The following is a 20089-nucleotide window of genomic DNA, read 5'->3' as shown; positions in this document are numbered from 1 at the left end:
ATCTTATGCTTTAAAAAGGAATCCACTGATTGCATCTCTAACGGATACAAAGGCTTTAGAAAAAGTACTTAAATCAGATTGTAACATTATTATATTAATACAATCAGACATATGTACGTTGAAAGACACTGTCGACAGAATCAGAAAAACTGATAAACTTATTTTCGTCCATCTTGATTTAACAAAAGGGCTAAAAAGAGATGCTTCTGGAGTTAAATTCTTGTCTGAATTTATTGGTGTCGATGGCATTGTCACTACTCATACAAATTTAATTCAGGTAGCAAAACAGTATAATCTATTAACAATCCAACGCATCTTTATTCTAGACACTGCTTCGATCAAACAAGGCATAAAATCCATCAATAGTTCAAAACCGGACGCTGTTGAAATTTTACCTGGCGTTGTTGTACCACATATTAAAAAACATTTAAAATCTTTATCTAATCAAACAATTATAGCAGCGGGATTGGTTAATTCTGAAGATGAGATCCAACATATCTTAAAACATGGTGCTCAAGGTGTTTCGAGCAGCTCCTTAAACCTGATGGAATAAGGAAAGGGAGATATCACCTTTATCTCCCCTGAACTTCAATCCCTTTAATCCCCTCAATTGCTTTCATTCTGTGATAATACTTCATAATCCCTCCCTCTCTAGAATCAAGTGTACATCTCATTTCAACCTTTACATAATCGTCACGACTACTAATTTTAACATTTTTTACATCACCGACAATCTTACTAATTTCATTAAAGATAAAATCTGTACTGCTTTCATTATCTTCAACAAAAACGGTGAGGTTAATTTCTTGTTCCCTTAATGAACTAGGACCAATTTTAGTAACGATGTATGGAAGAAGTCGTATGCTGAAAACAAGGATGATTATACCAATCGTTACTTCTCTGAAATAACCTGCTCCCGTTGCAATACCTATACCGGAAGCTGTCCATACGATTGCCGCAGTAGTTAAACCAGAAATTACATCATTATTCCGGCGTAAAATTACACCTGCTCCCAAAAAACCAACACCACTTACAATTTGAGCTGATAAACGCATTGGATCTGACCGAATAAATGGATTATCATACTTAATCATTGCTGTTTCAATAGAAATAATTGTTAACAAACAACTTGTCACTGATATTACGATACAAGTCTTTAACCCGAGAGGTTTATGTTTAGATTCTCGTTCGATACCTAATATCAATCCTGCAACAGCTGCTACTAGTAACTTGATTAACTCCACAGACATATGATTTCACTCCATTTTTATATAATTTGAAACTTAATAACTCTGAAGAATAGTAGGTAGCAAGAAATTAGTTATAATTATCTAAATAGGGATGGTAGTTCGGTAATGGATGTAATTGTATAGTCTGGATAATATTCGGTGGCTTTTGGTATTTTTTCATTATAAGTTCGAATCCAAATTGCTAACATATTGGATTGCTTAGCGAGTCTTACATCTGTATTGAGTCGATCCCCTACTACAACACATTCTTCTGCTTCTACTCCTAACTGCTGGATTAATAAATCACCTAATATTTTTGAAGGTTTTCCTATCACTTTTTCTAACTTTCTTGATGTCGAAGTCTCCAATGCTGCAATAATTGCTCCGGAGTCAATAAGACCTCCATCTGGTGTAGGACAAACAGCATCTGGATTTGTTGTGATAAAGTTTGCCCCTTTGTTTAATGCTCTATATGCAATCATTAATTTTTCGTAATATAACTCCGTGTCAAAACTGACTAATACCGTATCTGCGGAATCATCGTTTACAAGATGTAACTCTTTTTCATTCAGTTCTCTTAATAACTGGCCTTCACCAATAACGAATAGTTTTCCATAATGTTTATTTTGTTGTAAATAGTTGGCTGTTATTTGAGCAGATGTAATAATTTCATCGATTGTCGTTTCAATACCAAATCTATGTAACTTATTCTTATAAAATTCTCTACTAAAACGTGGGTTATTCGTGACAAATCTTACTTTAGCATCCGTTTCTCTTACCCATTGTAAAGACTCTTTCGCCCCATCAATTAAATGATCTCCTAAATAAATAGTTCCATCTAAATCAAAAATAAATGCTTTTGGAATTTCTTTCTGCAAAAGATATACACCGTCCATTCTATATTCAGTAACACCAAAGACCCCTTGGGTTTTCAAATAGTACATAAAAATATGTACTATTTGTTCACACAAGGGGTCTCATCATCTCTTTCCCATTCGTTGAATTATAAAGTGATTTTCATTTGATCATATGCTAGTAGAATGCTATTTTTTTCTTTATTTATTTCCTTAAATTGATTAAGCACTTCCTCGTAAGGTTCATTTTCACTTAAATGAACAAAAATTAGTTTATCTAGGTTTTCTAATGGATAGTTATTTAAAACTTCTTCCATACTCGAATGAAATTTTGATTTTTTTCTAGCAAATGTTGCTTCATGAATTAATATATCTATATAATCGTATTCATAAATGTGACTATTTATTTCCGTATCGGATGAATATACAATTCTTTTTTCTTTATATACGAACTCACATCCAACTGTAGGAACCGAATGTTTCGCCGGAAAAGTAAACAATTGTAATTCCTCATCTACAATTACTTCTTCGTACTTACAGCCTTCAAATGTTTTAATATGAATATCAAATTGACTACTCCATTCGCTTATCCGTATTGTTTCTAGCCATTTTTGAAGTTGTTGTTTGTTCCGATATTCCGCTAAAATCGTTAATGGTTCCGTACGATTTTCAAGCCACATCCCCCAAAGTAATGATGGTAACCCATATATATGATCAATATGCATATGAGTTAAAAGTATTACATCAATTTCATGAAGCGGTTTATTTATCTCTTTTAATCTTCTAGATGGATTTCCACTTACATCTGCAAGAATATTTTTTCCATTAACTGAAAATAGGAGTGATGTATTGTCCCTCTTGGAGTTCGGAAATGCACTTCCCGTTCCAAGAAAATAAATCATTGCCATAATTAATCCTCCTACTTTATTCCTGAATGCTGCTTTTGTTCTCTTTGGATGCAAGGATACTATATTTCTAAATAACCACTCTAATTTCGGACTGGATTTGAAGTCGCTATGATTGAACGCCTAAAGTCCTTGGTTTAGCCACTATTTTTAATCAAAGCCTAAACTATTTAACCAAACGTTCATCATTAACATTCTTCCTAATGAATTCATATGAACCCCATCTATCGTTAATTTCTTGTTTGAATTTTGTTTTAAAAACGTTATAAATGATTGATGCATTGGAACATGTATTGTATTGTATTCTGAACACAGTTGTTTAATTATTTCTACATATGATTTTAATCGTTTGTTTCCTTCCGAATCAATATCCTCCCCGATTACGGTTGGTTCCATCATAATCACTTTGGAGTTGGTGCTTTGCTGAATTGAGTCTAGTAATTTTCTGTATATAGATTCAAATTTATCAGGAAAAAACTGTTCGATCTCCGGTTTGTCTAGCTGCCTCCAGACATCGTTTACTCCAATAGAGATAGAAATCCAATCTGCCTTCTGACTTAATACATCCTCATTCCACCTGTTATATAAGTCGATGATACGGTTTCCGCTAATACCTTTATTTTCTATAAAGAGATTCAACCTTGGATGTTTTACTAGAAAGTAGTCATGTATATACCGAACATATCCTGCTCCGAGACCAATTTCATCTTCAAACCGTAAATCCTCAGTAATGCTATCACCTATAAAAATGATTTTTTGTCCTGATTTGATCTTCATTTAGTCACATCCTTTCATTTCTATCTATTGTTTTCATTTAAACAACTCATACATATTTAAAGGATAGTTTGTAATTAATCCATCAACACCCATATCACTATATTTCTTCGCATAAATCTTGTCATTTACCGTATATGCATTTACCTTAATATTTCTTTTATGTGCTTGTTGAACTATTTCATTTGTGATATAAAAGTGATTTAACTGTATACTGAACAAATCCATTTCACAACGATCAATATAATCAAATAAATGCAGTAAATTGATATGGAAAATAAAGGCGAATTTAGATTTTGGATCTAATTTATATAGTCTCTCTAAACTAACATGATCAAATGAAGAATATAGTACTCTTTCATTCAATTTATATTTATCTACTAATTCAACTATTTTTTCTTCCATATTTTTAGGGATAACTGGCCCGTTTTTTATCTCGATATTGATGTTAGTTGGTTTATTTTGTATGAGAATTAGAACTTCTTCTAATGTAGAAATATTTTCTCCTTTAAATTTTGGTGAATACCAAGATCCAAAATCATATTTTTTAATTTCACTCGTTGTAAGCTCATGAATAAATCCATCACCATCACTCGTTCTATTAATCGTTGCATCATGACACACAATTGGGACATTATCCTTTGTCATACGTACATCTATTTCGATACTGTCTACATTTTGTTCTATTGCTCTTTTAAATGCAGAGTTCGTATTCTCTGGGGCATATCCAGATGCTCCTCGGTGAGCAATTATATACAAATATATCTCTCCTTTTTCTGCGTATATAACAACATACATTTAAAATTAAAACAAGAAGTTTTCGATTGCTTTTGCAACACCATCTCTTTCATTGGTATCCGTGATTGTATCAGCTATTGCTTTTATTTCTGGAGAAGCATTCCCCGTTGCAATACCCAAACCACAATTCTTCAGCAAACGGTAATCATTCATATTGTCTCCAATTGCCATTACTTCATGGAATCCTATTCCAAATTCTCGGCAAATTTTCTTAACTCCGTATTCTTTTGTTATTCCTTTTAATGAAATTTCTAGATTTAATTGTCCAGAACTAGAAACTTCAATTTCTTCCATGCCTAACAACTGTCTTCTAATTTGATCGATTGTTTTAACTTCAGTATGTTTCATACCAAATTTCATCCAGTTTTGTTGAAACATTGTTTCGTTCCAATCTTCCCCTTTTATAAAAGAATCATTGCTGTATCCCCAGAAAGTAGCTTGATAAGCTAACGCTATTTTATGTAATCGATGGATATCTTCCTTCGAAATAAAGTGTCTTTCTAGTAACTGATCATTACTTCTCCAAATTTCAGCACCGTTTACTAATACAACGGGACCAGTTAAATCTAATTCATCTAGAAAATATTTCACTCTATGCATTCCTCGCCCAGTTGTAAACATAACGATAACACCGGCTTTTTTAGTGCGTAATATCCAATCTTTATTTCTTTTTGAAATTTGTTTCTTTTCATTTAATACAGTCCCGTCCAAGTCCAAGGCTAACAAACGGTAGTTTGGCATAAAATCAACCTTCCCATCAACGGTGGTGCTAAAATAAATTTTAGTTCTTAATAAATTGTTTTGGTCCTTATCACTTCATTAGTATAAATTGAATGGAAATAGCCACAACAAAACTTAATAAGCATATGTTGCGGCTTCTCCATCCTCGCCCTATCAGATAAAGAGTAAATTTTAATTCATGTGCATAATAATTTCAAACTATCTTACTTTAATAAGTCATTAATTTTTTCCGCTGCTTCATCTAATGCCTTTTTAGGGTCTTCGCCTTCGTAGACTTTCTCCTGTGCAGCCTCTATAATAGAACGAAACTGCTCTCCATCATCCGATAAAGGACCACTCATTGCGGGCTCTGCTGGTGTTTTATTATTAACTTCTACAGCAGTAAGCATTTGCGGGAATTCGTCATATGTTTCTTTTAATACATCTTCTTCATTTGCTGCCTTTGTTACAGGGAAATATCCAGTTACAGAAGCCCATTTGGCTTGTACTCCTGGACTGACTGTATATTTGATAAACTCCCAAGCAGCTTTTTGTTCTTCCTCGGATACTTTATTAGTAATGTAGTTTGAATTACCGCCTACGGTTGCTCCGTGAGGTTCTACACCATCAGGAACTGGCAATGGAGCTGTTGCAATTTCAAAAGGAGCTTGCTTAACCACTTCTCTTATATTTGCTGATGAATCAAAGTAAATTCCAACTTGTCCTGCTAGGAATGGAGCACGCGGATCCTCCCAATCTGAACCATAGTTTTTGAAGGTTTCTGCTTTATTCATGTTATCAAGCCATTGGAATATCCCCTGTCCAGCTTCTTCGTTTACCAATGACTTAGTTGGCTCTCCACTAAATCCATTATCATTATCCAAATACAGTTCTCCTTGATTGGCTAAAAGCTGTTCAAAATACCATCCTATTGTTGCCATCGTAAAACCATAATTACCTGTTGCATCTTTAATCTTTTGTGCCGCATCTTCTATTTCTGAAAATGTCTGTGGCGGATTATCGGGATCTAAGCCAACTTCCCTAAACATATCCTTGTTATAATACATAACAGCATTCGAAGTACTAAAAGGCATTGAATATAATGTATCTTCTATTACATAACGGTTTAGTGCGTTTTCCTCTAGTTGGGAAGTATCAAAGTCCTCTTCGTCAATGAATTTCTGCATAGGTTCAACAAAATCGCTTTCCGCTAAATACTTTCGATTCGTACCGGATGCTTGTATGATAGCCGGGGCCTCATCCGTATTACCCATAGCACGTATCTTCGTTATTAAATCAGTATAACTTCCTTGATATACAGACTCTATATGGATATTATCAGACTGATTATTAAATTCTTCTACAATTTCTTCAAAATTTGTTCCATTTTCACCACTCATAGAATGCCAAAATGTAACAGAAATTATATCGTTATCCTCTTCTGATCCACCATCTGTTTTATTACTACATGCCATTAAACCAAAAACAACAATTAATGATACAAAAAGAAATGATCCAAAAATATTCCTGTTCATTCGTTTTTCCTCCTTGTTTATCCTTTAACAGCTCCTGCAGTTAAACCTTCCCTAATATACTTTATTCCAATAAATAACAAAAATAACGTCGGCAATAAAATAACAACTACTGCAGCCATTACAACATTCCACTGTGAAGATCCTTCTTGTGCAATAAGCATTTTTAAGCCAATTTGTACTGTACGCACGCTATTATCGTTAGTAACTAGCAACGGCCATAAGTACTTGTTCCAGGTTGTTAAAAATCCATATACTGCAAGTGCGCTTAACGACGATTTGGACAATGGCAATGCAAATTTATAAAAGAAACGTAATCTTGAACAACCATCAACTTGTGCGGATTCCCATATTTCTTTTGGAATAGTTAAAAAATGTTGCCTTAACAAGAATATCCCAAAAGGCAGTGCAAAGAATGGAAATGTTAAGCCTTGATATGTGTTTAACCAATCCAATTTCATAATGGTGAGAAAGTTTGGTATAATCGTTGCTTCCCAAGGTATAAGCATTGTTGATAGAAATAAGAAAAAGATTAAATTCCTTCCTTTAAATGGGATAAAGACAAATGCATATGCTGATAGACTAGAAACTGCCAATTGACCAACCATAACCATAAATGACATTACAAAGCTTACCCACAAAAAGTGAAATAATGGAATACTGTTAACCACCTCCTTATAAGCATCAAAATTAATTGAAGACGGGAATAATGCTCCTGCGTAAATCTCCTGAGGTGTCATAAAGCTTGCTGAAACTGCGTATAAAATTGGCGCGAACAGCAATAAAGCTGATATACATAATATTATGTAGAAAAATATTTTTCTCATCATTGGTAATGTACCTTCCTTTCACCAAATCGGAACTGAACAATAGTAGCAAGTAGGATAATAAAAAATAGAATGATAGCTTGAGCACTTGCAAAGCCAAAATGACCATATGAAAAGGCCTGTTTATAAATGGAATAAACAATCAAATTAGTTGAATTGTCTGGTCCACCACCTGTCAGTAAATCTATTTGACCAAAAGTTTGGAACGAACCAATGATTGCAATCATTGAAACAAAAAAGAGTACCGGCGATAACATAGGTATAGTTATTTTAAACAGCCGCGAAAAATAACCAGCTCCATCAATTTTTGCACTCTCATACATTTCTTCAGGAATGTTTTGAATACCCCCAAGAAGGATGATAAAGTTTATACCTATATGCATCCATATTGTTGTTATTGCTACTGAGATTAGAGCGATTTTTGAACTGGTTAGCCACTCAATCGGACCAAACCCAAGAAAGCCAAGTACATTATTTATTGCTCCTAAAGAAGGGTGGAAAATAAATAAAAAGATTGTTGCACCCGCTGCTACAGAAACTCCTAAAGTAGAAGAGAATATTGTCCTAAAAAAACCCATCCCTTTCATTTTCTCACTAGCGATTACAGCTAAAAAAAGGGAAACTATTATTTCTCCAGGAACAACGTATAATACAAACAAAAATGTAGCCTTAAGGCTTTCCTTGAACTCGGATGATTTAAATAAAGAAATGTAGTTCTCGAAACCGACAAACCTTTCGACAGTTCCACCACCTTGTACCTCAAAAAAACTAAAATAAAGTGTTTTAAACATAGGGTAAAATAAAAATACACTTAATAAAATTATAGCGGGAAGCAAATATAACATACCAACCCCAAAAAGTTTCACTTCCTTTTTTCTTTGTTTTTTTACATTTACTTCTTTTTTTACCACACCCATACTATTATACTCCCTTTCAATAGTTTCTTTACGCTTAAAATCTTTCAATTATTTATATTGAAACTAATTTAGAAAACTACTATCTTATAACAATAAAAATCCACAAAAATCTCCCCTCGAAGGAAATTTAAGTGGATCTCTCATATTCTCCATCCAATTTATATAATTAATATAATTTAAGCAGATTTTTAAAATATTGTCAATATTACTTTTCATTACCAATATCCATTAATCCATCTTTCTTCTGCGTTTTTGATTATTTTAAATGTCATTAACCTCTCGCCTAACTATATATTTCAATTATAGTATAATGACCTAATATTTATATTTGATTAACTTGCAGTAAATTTATTGTAAATTTTTAGGTACATTCTGTTTCCTTTATTTCATACTTCCATAAGTTAGATGAAAAAGTTTAGATCTTATACCAGTTGCCTCTTCAATTTTTTGTTTATATATTAATTTCCTTTTGTATTTTGGCGGTGCTCTTTTTAGATATATCAGGATGGGTTTTACCAATTTCATGATCATCCTCAGCGACTTTTAGTGAGAGATTCGGATAATCATCTACTTGGTTTCCCAACATGAAAAATGTAGCTTTCGCATTATGTTCTTTCAATACTTTCAATACTCTAGGTTTACATCAGTACTTGGTTCATCTTCAAATGTCAAAGCTACGTATTTCCATTCGTAAGCTGTGTATTAGATAAAAAAATAAAATGTCTATTACCGTTATACAGACGCTAAAAAGTTCATCCAATTATGTTAAACTATACTAAAGGAGTGCACTTATTTATGACTTCAAAAGTAGAAAATATTTTACAACATTATTTTGGTTACCAAACATTTCGCCCGGGACAAGCGGAAACAATAAATCATGTTTTACATACGAAAAACACTCTGGCCGTCATGCCTACAGGAAGTGGTAAATCATTATGTTATCAAATCCCTGCTCTTGCTATGGAGGGAACGGCAATTATTATTTCTCCATTAATATCACTTATGAAAGACCAAGTGGATGCTCTAATTGCTAATGGTATTCGTGCCACTTATATTAATAGTTCCATATCAGCCACCCTGCAACAAGAAAGGCTTCAAAAGATTGCAGATGGAAAATTTAAGTTTGTTTATGTTGCACCTGAACGATTTGAATCATCATTTTTTGTAAACATTATTAAAAGTATTCGCCTATCACTTGTTGCTTTTGATGAGGCTCACTGTATTTCACAATGGGGACACGACTTCAGACCAAGCTATCGATCTATCGTTCCAACATTAAAACAACTACATAATATCCCTAGCTTTGTCGCTTTAACAGCAACGGCTACAAAAGAAGTAATTGCTGATATTCAAGATTTATTACACATTAATGATCAATGTGTGATTAAAACCGGATTTGAAAGAAAAAACTTATCCTTTCACCTTGTAAAAGGAAAAGATAAAGAAACGTATATCCGATCATTTTTAAAAGAACGTAAAGATGAATCAGGTATCATTTATACGGCAACTCGTAAACAAGCTGATACGCTTTATAGCCAACTGGAAAATGCTGGCTATGCAGTCCAAAAATATCATGCTGGAATGCCTGAATTCGAAAGAAAAGAAGCGCAGTCGGCTTTTATTCATGATGAACAGACAATCATGATTGCGACAAACGCTTTTGGTATGGGTATTGATAAATCAAATGTCCGTTATGTGATTCATTATGCTATGCCAATGAATATTGAATCTTACTATCAAGAAGCTGGTAGAGCTGGACGCGACGGAGAACCGAGTGACTGTATTTTACTTTTTTCTCCTCAAGATATCCAATTACAAAAGTTTTTAATAGAACAATCAGAGATGGATGAACCGATGAAACAAAATGAATATCGGAAATTACAAGCAATGATCAATTATTGTCATACTCATAATTGCTTAACAACCTTTATCGTCAATTATTTCAGTGACCTATCTTCTGAACATAGTTGTAATCGGTGCAGTAATTGTCAAAATGAAGGTGAAAAAACGGATATTACAGAGGAAGCTCAAATGATCTTATCTTGTGTAAAACGAATGGGTGAAAATTTTGGTGTAGGAATGACTGCAAAGGTTTTACGTGGATCAAAGGACAAAAAATTAATCGCTTTTAATATGCACAAACTTTCTACATATGGTATTTTATCATCCTATACAGAAAAGGAATTAACCGAATGGATTCATTTTTTAATTGCTGAACAAATACTCAGTACAGTGGAGGGAAAATACCCGACCTTAAAACTTAATAAAAATTCTGTTGCTGTTCTAAAAGGGAATCGGAAAGTATGGATGCAAACAGCTCCAATCCCAAGTAATGAGGAAGTTGACTTTCACGAAGGATTATTTGCTAATTTACGGAATTTGAGAAAAAGTGTTGCGGATGACAAGAATGTTCCACCGTATGTTATCTTTTCAGATGCAACATTAAGAGACCTATGCCGTTATTTCCCAACCTCAAAAGATGAAATCCTACAAATTAAAGGGATCGGCGAAAGAAAATATGAACAATATGGTGAGCTCTTCATGCAAGTCATTCAAGACTTTAAGAAAGAGCATCCGGAAATTAAGCCAAAAGTTCAAATTACGAACACACATCGTCCCATCCGTAAAAAAACAACAAGTGAAAGCACACATGATGGGCCTAGTCATATCGTTAGCTATAAAATGTTCCAGTCCGGAAAATCGATAAAAGATATTGCTACAATACGAGCCATGACCGAACAAACCATTGAAGGGCATTTATTCAAAGCATTTCAGGATGGCTATCCACTTCTGTGGGATATATTTTTTAATGAGGAAGAAGAAGATGTTATTTTAACGAAACACGAACAACTAGAAGAAAAGCGTTTAAAGCCACTGAAAGAATCCCTTCCAGAAGCCTACTCTTACCGAAAAATTAAAGCTGTTTTAGTAAAGAATAAATTGATGTGAAATTTAAATCCCCCTCTAATTGCATATCATTCCACGATTTGGATATGCTAACTTTCGAATATGTATAAATGCTTGAGGAGGAAAATATAATGGCACGTATTGGAGTAGAACAAGGACTTGATAATGTAAAAGAAGCTTTAAGAGAGATGGGACATGAAATAGTCGATGTACACTCTGAAGATGATGCTGCTGGCTGTGACAGTGTCATCATTTCCGGAACAGACAAAGACATAATGGGCATTTCCGATGTTGTCATTGAAGGTCCAGTTATTAACGCTGACGGGGCAACGACGGAACAAATTTGTCAAATGGTAAGAGACAGGTTTAGTTAACGGTATCAACTGTAAAATTTCTGCACTTAGTTATCTAGGTGCGTTTTTTTGTGTTGTTCTAGATATTAACTATCATTAACAATGACTTTCACCCAAATAGACAATGCTTTCCGTCTTTTGCCTACAAAGCTTCCCAGAGATAGTTTAATTTTTCCATTCACAAACAACCTGAAGCCAAGTTTACCCATTTCATATTAAAATGTGCCTTCTGTTTATAAGTCTTATGCCCCCCTCTACTTGCTTCCCTTGCCTCATCGCATGCAAACAAGTATTTATGACAAACAGCTTGTACAAATTGTGAATGAATCAGAAAAATTCCCTTCATCCCTTTAGAAGGAAGACTTCTTCCCTAAGTTGTTAAAATTAACGAAAAAACAGCAAAAAAAGAGCTGTATCTCCCTCCGGCATATTACGAGTATCCGATACTGACAATAATAAAAAACTTCATCGGGTTTCCAAGAAACAAATGAAAAAAAAATCTTGTCCACTTGTGCCATTAAAGTTTGTAACCTGCAATTTTTTATCAAAACCATCCATTATTATTTAATCGTTTTTGCACATTTATACATTGTCACTTATACTTACGCTATTCAAGGTGGTTGATAGTTACGGCAGTTGCGCTTTCTTAGGGACGACTCGGTATGGTGCAAATCGACTCTGCATTTTCCGTAGCGGTGAGTTATTTTAACGTTACAGTTTACGTCAACTACATATTAGGATCCAATCCGTTGTAATAGTAACATTCTAAACTATCTATCCTTTAATCGTTCGGCTTTTAGAGTAGAACGTTGCCCTAACCTCTTCACTTCAAAATTTTCCCCATCTCAAATGTTGCAAAATGAAATCTTTCCGTAATTAAAACTTAACACCTATTTAGCTGCAAAAACGTTTAAAAATAAGTAGTAAGGGAAGTTATTTAAGAAGAAGTATTCCTGTTAGCGAATGGTTTCGTTCGCAGACAAGGAAGTTGAAACTTCCTTCCTGCCCAAGTGCAATTAAGGCTTTTAGCGAAAAGACAAGTTTTCTAATAATTTTTAATTAAAGATGAGGTGACATGATGAAAGGAATTGTATTAGCAGGTGGAACAGGATCACGACTTTTGCCAAGTACAAATAGTACGAATAAACATTTACTGACCGTCTACGATAAGCCGATGATTTATTATCCCCTTTCAGTTTTAATGTTGGGTGGCATTAGGGATATTCTCATCATTAGCACACAAGAAGATCAACAGCGGTTTAAAAATTTGTTAGGAGATGGTAGTTCATTTGGTCTGCGGCTACAGTATGCTGTGCAAGATGAACCAAATGGAATTCCTGAAGCTTTAACAATTGGAGAAGCGTTTATTGGTCATAGTGATGTGACGCTTATTTTAGCTGATAATATTTTTTTTGGGCAAGGATTTACCAATGTAATACGACAAGCCATTCATGAAAACAAGTATGCTACTATTTTTGGCTACCGAGTAAAAGATCCGAATCGTTTCGGTGTGATTGAATTTGATGAAGAGCAAAATGTTATTTCATTGGAGGAAAAACCGGAAGATCCTAAGTCAGATTTTGCAGCAACAGGACTTTACATCTATGATCATCAAGCTTTAAAATTAGTCAAAAAGCTATCTTTTTCAAAACGTGGTGAATTGGAAATTACTGATTTAAATAAATTATATCTTGAGAAGGGACAGTTAAAGGTACAACTGTTAGGGCGTGGATTCGCTTGGATGGATGCAGGAACGCATGATGCTTTATTTGAAGCCTCAGCATTTATAAAAAACATCCAAGATCGTCAAGGATTTAAAGTCGCTTGCTTAGAAGAGATTGCTTATTACCTTGGATATATTTCAAAACAGGAGCTTTATGAAGTTGGAAAAAGCATGGATAATAATGAGTATGGTACGTATTTACTGGAACTGGCAGAACGAAAATATACACAGCAATATTGGGATGAATCCCTTCACTACCCTCACTTGAGGACGGTAAAACATGGATAAAAGTAAACCAGCTTTATTGGTAACCGGGGGAGCTGGTTTTATCGGCTCAAATTTTGTAAAATATTACACAGAAAAATACCCGGATAAGCAAGTCATTAATATTGACAAGTTAACCTATGCCAGTTCTCTTGATTACATTGCATCTATTTCGACTGATAACTATACCTTTATTCAAGGCGACATCACGGATGCCCATTTTATCAATCAACTTTTTAAGTCTTATTTCATCACAGGGATCATTAATTTTGCAGCGGAGTCTCATGTCGATCGTTCGATAAAAAATGCTGAGAAATTCATGACAACAAATGTACATGGTGCATTTAATTTAATTAATTGTGCAAAAAACGCTTGGGAAAAACAAGGAAATTTAGATAAGAACCGTTTCCACCAAATTTCAACCGATGAGGTGTATGGGTCTTTGGGAGCTACAGGTATGTTTGAGGAAAATACCCCGTATGATCCGAGAAATCCATACAGCGCATCCAAGGCAAGTGCGGATTTAATCTTAAAAAGTTTTGGATATACGTACGGGATGAATGTTGTTATATCGAGCTGTTCGAATAATTACGGACCGAATCAACATAAGGAAAAGCTAATTCCGACAATTATCTCTCAGGCTCTTAAGCGAAAATCAATTCCGATTTATGGAGATGGGATGAATATTCGCGATTGGTTATATGTACTAGATCATTGCCGGGCGATTGATCTCATTTACCATTATGCTGATCGGTTAGAGAAATATAATATTGGCGGAAATTGTGAAGTAACGAATATTTCAATCGCTAAAAAGGTGTGTGCATTACTAGATGATCATCCGTTAACTGAAAAAGACGGTTTTATACATGAACAGTTAATTACTTATACAGAAGATCGCCTCGGCCATGACAGAAGATATGCAGTCGATGATTCGAAACTGAGAAAAGATCTTAACTGGAAACAAGAAGTAAGCTTAGACGAAGGGTTAGAAAAAACAGTGGACTGGTATGTGAGAAAATGGAAAGAAAAAATACATTAATATCTGTTGTCATCCCTATCTATGGGTGTGATCACAGTTTAATAGAATTAACGGAAAGACTTATTGACTCCTTAGAAAAAATTACGGAAAACTTTGAAATTATCTACGTAAATGATGCGAGCCCTGATGGTGCGTGGCAAACAATTAACAACTTAGGCAGACTTGATAACAGGATAAAAGGAATTAATTTATCTCGAAATTTCGGTCAGCACAATGCGATCACTGCAGGGCTAGATCGTACAATCGGCGAATGGATCGTTGTCATGGACGGTGACTTACAAGATCGTCCTGAAGAGATTGTTCATCTATATGAAAAAGCTCAAAATGGGTATGACGTTGTCTTTGCGACAAGAGTAGAAAGACAAGATACGTTTTTTAAAAAACTAAGCTCGAAAATTTTTTATACATTTTATAATTATTTGGCAGAACGTTCAAGTGATGATGCAGTGGCAAATTTTAGTATTAGCTCAAAAAAAGTTATTGAAAGTTTTCGACAAATGAGAGAGCAAAACCGAATCTACCCCCTTTTTATCCAGTGGATGGGCTTCGATACGGCCTATATTCCTGTTCATCACCAACAAAGGAGGGCTGGAAAGTCTTCCTATAATATTAAAAAGCTCTTTAAACTGGCAACAGACGTCATTATTTCTCAGTCGAATAAACCGCTTCGTTTTTCTATACAAGTTGGTCTTTTTATTGCAATTTTGTCTTTTATTTATGGTATCTATTTATTTGCCAGATATTTCTTCTTGTCTGAACATGTACCAGGTTGGACCAGCTTAATGGTTTCCATCTTCTTCTTGGGTGGGTTAATTTTATTTAATCTCGGAATTATTGGTCTGTATTTAGGGAAGGTATTCAATGAAACAAAAGCTCGACCGCTCTATTTTGTTAAAGAAGAAATAAATATGAGAGAGGAGTTTGAAAATGAACAGTTTGCAACAAACCCCTTGGGACAAAAGGACATTTCAAATTGATACATATGAAATAGTGGATATAAATGAAAATACGTTAAAATTAACCGACGAATTAGAAGGACATTTCACAGCTAAAATTGACCCATTAGCTAATCACAAATTGCTTCATGCGTACGGATTCTATTATGTAGATACATTGATTGAACCTCGTTGCAAGAAGGAAAAGTTACAGCTTTTTCACAACGACACAGTTCGTCTCACAACTGATTTTGATGCAGATAACGTGTTGGAAATTGCAGCAAACACATTTGAACATGGCCGGTTCCATCGTGATTACATGATTCCAAATCATCTAGCAGATAAACGGTATATGCGGTGGGTTGAAGATTTGATTGAAGAAGATGGTATCTATGCACTTATTCACAATGAGAGAGAAGTAGGTTTTTACGGATTCAAAAATGATCGTGCTTTATTACTAAGCATTCATCCAGATTATCAAGGTGCAAATTTAGCAAAGTCCTTTACAAGTATGTGCCTGAAGAGACAATTTGAACTTGGATATGAGGAATTAAAAACATCCATTTCAGCAGCGAATGTCAAATCGCTTAATCTCTTTATAAAACTCGGATTCACCTTACATAAAACTGTCGATGTGTATCATAAATTACACGGTGCACCATTAAAGGAAGTGTAAATTTTGGGTTATCTTTATATTGCCTTAACTATTAGTTTTACGGTGTACGGTCAATTAATTTTAAAGTGGAGAATTGACCAGATAGGCGGATTGCCTGAGCAAACATTCGGTAAATTACTTGCGCTTCTTACCCTTATTTTTGATCCATTTATTTTTTCCGGTTTAGCATCTGCGTTTATTGCATCCCTGTTTTGGATGGCTACAATGACGAAGTTCGATATAAGTTATGCCTATCCTTTTATGAGTTTATCCTTTATTCTAGTCTTTCTTTTGTCGGCCTTTCTATTCGCAGAAGCCGTTACAGTACATAAAATAATTGGGTTGGCTTTTATTGTTGTAGGTATTTTTATTTCCAGCCAAAGTATATGAGGTGTTTGTTGTGATCCCTTTTAATAAACCAGCTATTATCGGTGAAGAACTTAAAATGATGGAGCAAGCGATCAATCAAGATCAGCTTTCAGGAAATAACAAGTTTACTAAAAACTGCGTGCAGTTACTTAAAAATCTTACAAATTGTAAAGAAGCACTGCTCACCCCTTCTTGTACAGCAGCGCTAGAAATGTGTGCATTATTAATCGATGTAAAAGATGGGGATGAAATTATTATGCCGTCCTATACATTTGTATCAACAGCCAACGCTTTTGCCCTGCGTGGTGCCCACATTCGTTATGTTGACATTGAAGCTGCGACAATGAATATTTCTGTCAGCGAAATTGAACGGGCGATCACAAATAAAACGAAAGCGATCGTTGTTGTACACTATGCCGGAGTAGCTTGTGACATGGATGAAATTATGGCATTAGCGGCTACACACGATTTATGGGTGATAGAGGATGCAGCACAAGCACTGCAGAGTAGTTACAAAGTGCGTCCCCTTGGATCGATAGGTCATTTAGCAACACTCAGCTTTCATGACACAAAAAATTATCAGTGCGGAGAAGGTGGTGCTTTATTAGTAAATGATCCGTCCCTTCTTGAACGTGCACATATTATCCAAGAAAAAGGAACAAATCGAACTGCCTTTCGAGAAGGTAAAATTGATAAGTATACTTGGCGTGACTTGGGTTCTTCTTATCTCTTAAATGAACTGAGTGCAGCATTTTTATCCGTCCAATTGAAACATGCTGACAAAATATACTCAAATAGAATGAAAGCTTGGGAGTTATATGACAAAGGATTAACGGAGTTGGAAAAGAAAGGTCGTATAGAAAAGCCGAGCATTCCTGACGCAAATACACATAATGCCCATCTCTTTTTCATCAAAACAAGGGATAAGCGAGAACGGGAAAAACTGATGGATCATTTACAAGAAAACGGGGTTCAAGCAGCCTCACATTATGTTCCATTACACAATTCAGTTGCCGGGAAAAAATTTGGTATATTTATTGGAAGAGACAACTATACGACTACTGAAAGTGAACGTCTTATCCGTCTACCACTCTTTTACCAGATAAGAGAGAAGGATGTTACCTATGTCATTCATCAAATCTATTCGTTTTTCAAATAAATATTTATTTGTTTTTGCGATACTTATTGTGTTGGCCTATTTATCGCCATACTATTTTTTAGGGGAAAATACACATATTCGGGTTCATGATAATTTAGATTCCAATATCGTTTGGTACAAAATTCTTGCTGAAAGTGGCCAGATTTTTGCCGCACCTCATTCACAGCTTCCAAATATTATTAATGGACTCCCTCGTAGCGCCCTTCCCTCCGCATTAGACGGCGTGCTATGGCTGTATGTCTTGTTTCCACCGTTTCTCGCTTATGCGATCAGCCAGACAATGATGCGCATCATAGCATTTATAGGGATGTTTCTTTTGCTGCGTACCTATATCATTTCTGGGCTTCAACGGGGGTACGATGTTATTGCGCTCGGTGTATCCGTTTGTTTTGCAATTCTGCCTTTTTGGCCATCTGGTGTATTATCGATTGCAGGCTTACCACTTGCAACCTATCTTTTTCTTACGATACGTCAGCAGGAATTCAAAACACCGAAGCGATATTGGGTGTATTTAAGCTTGATCCCCTTTTTTTCTAATTTCATTTTAACGTTTTTCTTTTTTCTTACATTAGTCGGTCTCTTATTCTTGTATGATTTATGGAAAAAGAAGCAGTTCAATCGTGCCTTTTTTCTCTCAATCAGTTTAATGATCTCTATTTATCTCATTAAAAATTATATGCTTATTTACTCAATGTTTATCGATAACGGGTCTGTATCACATCGAAAGGAACTTGATTTAGGCTACAACAATTTCATACAAACGATACAGCTGTTTAAGCAAAATTTTGTTCACAGCCATACACATGCCCTTGATATTCACGCAACTGTCATCCTTCCCGTAATTTTAGTAGGTTTTGTCATGGCGATTTTTCATCGAATGAACGTAAATTTGTTGGTAAAGTTGTTTTTATTAAATGTTCTTTTTTCACTCGTATACAGTTTTTGGTATTGGGAAGGTTTGCGTGTGTTAAAGGATAGTTTTTCCATTTTTAACGAATTTAATTTTGGACGTTTTCATCTGTTACGCCCGTTCCTTTGGTATATGATGTTCGCAATCGCCTTATCAATCATATGGAAAAAGCTTAAATTTGGCTCTATTATCGTTTGCCTTTTACTCATTGCACAAATTGGTCAATTGTTTGTGTTGACAGAAGAAATAAAATACCGCCAGATCGGAACACCAACCTACGCTGAGTTTTACGATGAAGAACTTTTTGCTGAAATTGAGACTTACATTGGTGAAGCACAAGAGAATTATCGCATTGTCAATATAGCGCTGCACCCAGCGATTGCGCAATATAATGGGTTTTATACACTGGATACATATAACAATACGATCCCGCTTGCGTATAAACTTAATTTCAGGAAAATAATTGCTCCTGAACTTGAGAAAAATCATACGCTAGAAAATTATTTTGATACATGGGGAAGCAGACTTTATGTATTCAGTGATGAAATTGGGAAGAAATACGTATTTAAAAAAGACAGTAATATACGGATTAATGAACTGGATTTAAATATAGAACAACTCAAAAAACTTGAGGGAAAATATATTTTTTCCGGGGTACCGATAGAAAATCATGCAGAACTTGGGCTTGATTTTGAGAAAAGTTTTTCTACAAAAGATTCGTACTGGGAGATTTATTTGTATCAGGTGAATTAAAAGAAGCAATACAATTATTAAATATATAATGAATGCACGTGATGATTTACCGAAAGAAGAGGTTGCAAAAAGACTTACTTAAGAAAGAGAAGATAAAATAGAACTTAATAGTAGGAAATTAAAGGTGATTAGTTCGTTATGTGGTAAACGTTCGATTTTATTTTTGTTTATTAAATAAATGTGGTAGGTTTAGTTTTATTTTGTTCAATCAGTAGATAATTTAAATCATCTAATTCCTCCCCTACCCTATAAACTCAGGACACGCATAGTTGTATTAAATATTTTAATTAAGCCTATCTATAGGAATGTTTTTTCCACTAAGGTCAAAAGCAGGCGGTTAGAACGATTTATTCATGGAATGAAAGAGCAGACGGATGGTTTTTATGGATTAAAGGGAAATAATGTGGATTTGCTGGGTGCTACTCATTGGCAATAAAACGAGTTGACAGTGTCAGGATTGTTTTGC

The 20089-nt window shown here is 34.7% G+C and carries 20 protein-coding genes; 10 read left to right on the top strand and 10 right to left on the bottom strand.

Going from position 1 to position 20089, the window contains the following annotated elements; translation table 11 throughout:
- A partial coding sequence (locus SPD89_RS14450) for a glycerol-3-phosphate responsive antiterminator (protein ID WP_336262656.1) occupies positions 1–553 on the top strand: 553 nt, incomplete at its 5' end.
- Positions 554–572: 19 nt separating this feature from the next.
- On the opposite strand, the gene SPD89_RS14445 is transcribed toward SPD89_RS14450, so the two are convergent.
- The 10 genes from SPD89_RS14445 to SPD89_RS14400 all read right to left on the bottom strand — a co-directional run bounded on the left by SPD89_RS14445 (position 573) and on the right by SPD89_RS14400 (position 9184).
- On the bottom strand, positions 573–1250 hold the full coding sequence (locus tag SPD89_RS14445) for an MgtC/SapB family protein (protein ID WP_336262655.1): 678 nt from the start codon (positions 1248–1250) through the stop codon (positions 573–575).
- 77 nt (positions 1251–1327) lie between these two features.
- Positions 1328–2200: an HAD-IIA family hydrolase gene (locus tag SPD89_RS14440; protein ID WP_336262654.1), complete on the bottom strand. Its 873-nt coding sequence runs from the start codon at positions 2198–2200 to the stop codon at positions 1328–1330.
- A gap of 32 nt (positions 2201–2232) precedes the next feature.
- Positions 2233–2991: an MBL fold metallo-hydrolase gene (locus tag SPD89_RS14435; RefSeq protein WP_336262653.1), complete on the bottom strand. Its 759-nt coding sequence runs from the start codon at positions 2989–2991 to the stop codon at positions 2233–2235.
- 147 nt (positions 2992–3138) lie between these two features.
- Entirely contained in the window at positions 3139–3765 is a 627-nt protein-coding gene (locus tag SPD89_RS14430; protein ID WP_336262652.1) for an SGNH/GDSL hydrolase family protein, read from the bottom strand.
- Between the two features lie 33 nt (positions 3766–3798).
- Positions 3799–4521 (bottom strand): glycerophosphodiester phosphodiesterase, encoded by a 723-nt coding sequence (locus tag SPD89_RS14425; RefSeq protein ID WP_336262651.1) that lies wholly within the window; start codon positions 4519–4521, stop codon positions 3799–3801.
- 45 nt (positions 4522–4566) lie between these two features.
- The gene (locus SPD89_RS14420) at positions 4567–5301 is read right to left on the bottom strand and encodes a Cof-type HAD-IIB family hydrolase (RefSeq protein WP_336262650.1); all 735 of its coding nucleotides are present in this window, start codon (positions 5299–5301) and stop codon (positions 4567–4569) included.
- Positions 5302–5504: 203 nt separating this feature from the next.
- A complete protein-coding gene (locus SPD89_RS14415) occupies positions 5505–6815 on the bottom strand; it encodes an ABC transporter substrate-binding protein (protein ID WP_336262649.1) in 1311 nt (436 codons plus the stop codon).
- 17 nt (positions 6816–6832) lie between these two features.
- Complete coding sequence (locus tag SPD89_RS14410; RefSeq protein WP_336262648.1) at positions 6833–7642, bottom strand: carbohydrate ABC transporter permease; 810 nt, start codon at positions 7640–7642, stop codon at positions 6833–6835.
- Positions 7639–8556: a carbohydrate ABC transporter permease gene (locus SPD89_RS14405; protein WP_336262647.1), complete on the bottom strand. Its 918-nt coding sequence runs from the start codon at positions 8554–8556 to the stop codon at positions 7639–7641. Before SPD89_RS14405 ends, SPD89_RS14410 begins: the two co-directional genes overlap by 4 nt.
- A gap of 451 nt (positions 8557–9007) precedes the next feature.
- Positions 9008–9184 carry a polysaccharide deacetylase family protein gene (locus SPD89_RS14400; protein ID WP_336262646.1) on the bottom strand — a complete coding sequence of 59 codons (177 nt, stop codon included), beginning with the start codon at positions 9182–9184 and terminating at the stop codon, positions 9008–9010.
- A gap of 167 nt (positions 9185–9351) precedes the next feature.
- Between SPD89_RS14400 and recQ the strand changes: the two genes are divergently transcribed.
- The 9 genes from recQ to SPD89_RS14355 all read left to right on the top strand — a co-directional run bounded on the left by recQ (position 9352) and on the right by SPD89_RS14355 (position 19623).
- Positions 9352–11505: a DNA helicase RecQ gene (gene recQ / locus SPD89_RS14395; RefSeq protein WP_336262645.1), complete on the top strand. Its 2154-nt coding sequence runs from the start codon at positions 9352–9354 to the stop codon at positions 11503–11505.
- Between the two features lie 89 nt (positions 11506–11594).
- Entirely contained in the window at positions 11595–11837 is a 243-nt protein-coding gene (locus tag SPD89_RS14390) for a YkuS family protein (RefSeq protein ID WP_336262644.1), read from the top strand.
- A gap of 1057 nt (positions 11838–12894) precedes the next feature.
- Positions 12895–13827, top strand: a complete 933-nt coding sequence (gene rfbA / locus SPD89_RS14385; RefSeq protein ID WP_336262643.1) for a glucose-1-phosphate thymidylyltransferase RfbA — start codon at positions 12895–12897, stop codon at positions 13825–13827.
- Positions 13820–14842: a dTDP-glucose 4,6-dehydratase gene (gene rfbB, locus SPD89_RS14380; RefSeq protein WP_336262642.1), complete on the top strand. Its 1023-nt coding sequence runs from the start codon at positions 13820–13822 to the stop codon at positions 14840–14842. Before rfbA ends, rfbB begins: the two co-directional genes overlap by 8 nt.
- Positions 14821–15819, top strand: coding sequence for a glycosyltransferase family 2 protein (locus SPD89_RS14375; protein ID WP_336262641.1), 999 nt, complete (start codon positions 14821–14823; stop codon positions 15817–15819). Before rfbB ends, SPD89_RS14375 begins: the two co-directional genes overlap by 22 nt.
- Positions 15770–16453, top strand: a complete 684-nt coding sequence (locus SPD89_RS14370; RefSeq protein WP_336262640.1) for a GNAT family N-acetyltransferase — start codon at positions 15770–15772, stop codon at positions 16451–16453. The genes SPD89_RS14375 and SPD89_RS14370 overlap by 50 nt, the downstream gene beginning before the upstream one ends.
- A gap of 3 nt (positions 16454–16456) precedes the next feature.
- The gene (locus tag SPD89_RS14365; RefSeq protein WP_336262639.1) at positions 16457–16822 is read left to right on the top strand and encodes a hypothetical protein; all 366 of its coding nucleotides are present in this window, start codon (positions 16457–16459) and stop codon (positions 16820–16822) included.
- Positions 16823–16832: 10 nt separating this feature from the next.
- On the top strand, positions 16833–17960 hold the full coding sequence (gene rffA / locus SPD89_RS14360; protein ID WP_336262638.1) for a dTDP-4-amino-4,6-dideoxygalactose transaminase: 1128 nt from the start codon (positions 16833–16835) through the stop codon (positions 17958–17960).
- Positions 17926–19623, top strand: coding sequence for a DUF6044 family protein (locus SPD89_RS14355; protein ID WP_336262637.1), 1698 nt, complete (start codon positions 17926–17928; stop codon positions 19621–19623). Before rffA ends, SPD89_RS14355 begins: the two co-directional genes overlap by 35 nt.
- Positions 19624–20089: the final 466 nt, after the last annotated feature.

Source organism: Pseudogracilibacillus sp. SO30301A (genome assembly GCF_037072025.1).
In the GTDB taxonomy this organism is placed as follows: domain Bacteria; phylum Bacillota; class Bacilli; order Bacillales; family Amphibacillaceae; genus Pseudogracilibacillus.
This window is presented reverse-complemented; position numbering and strand designations above follow the sequence as displayed.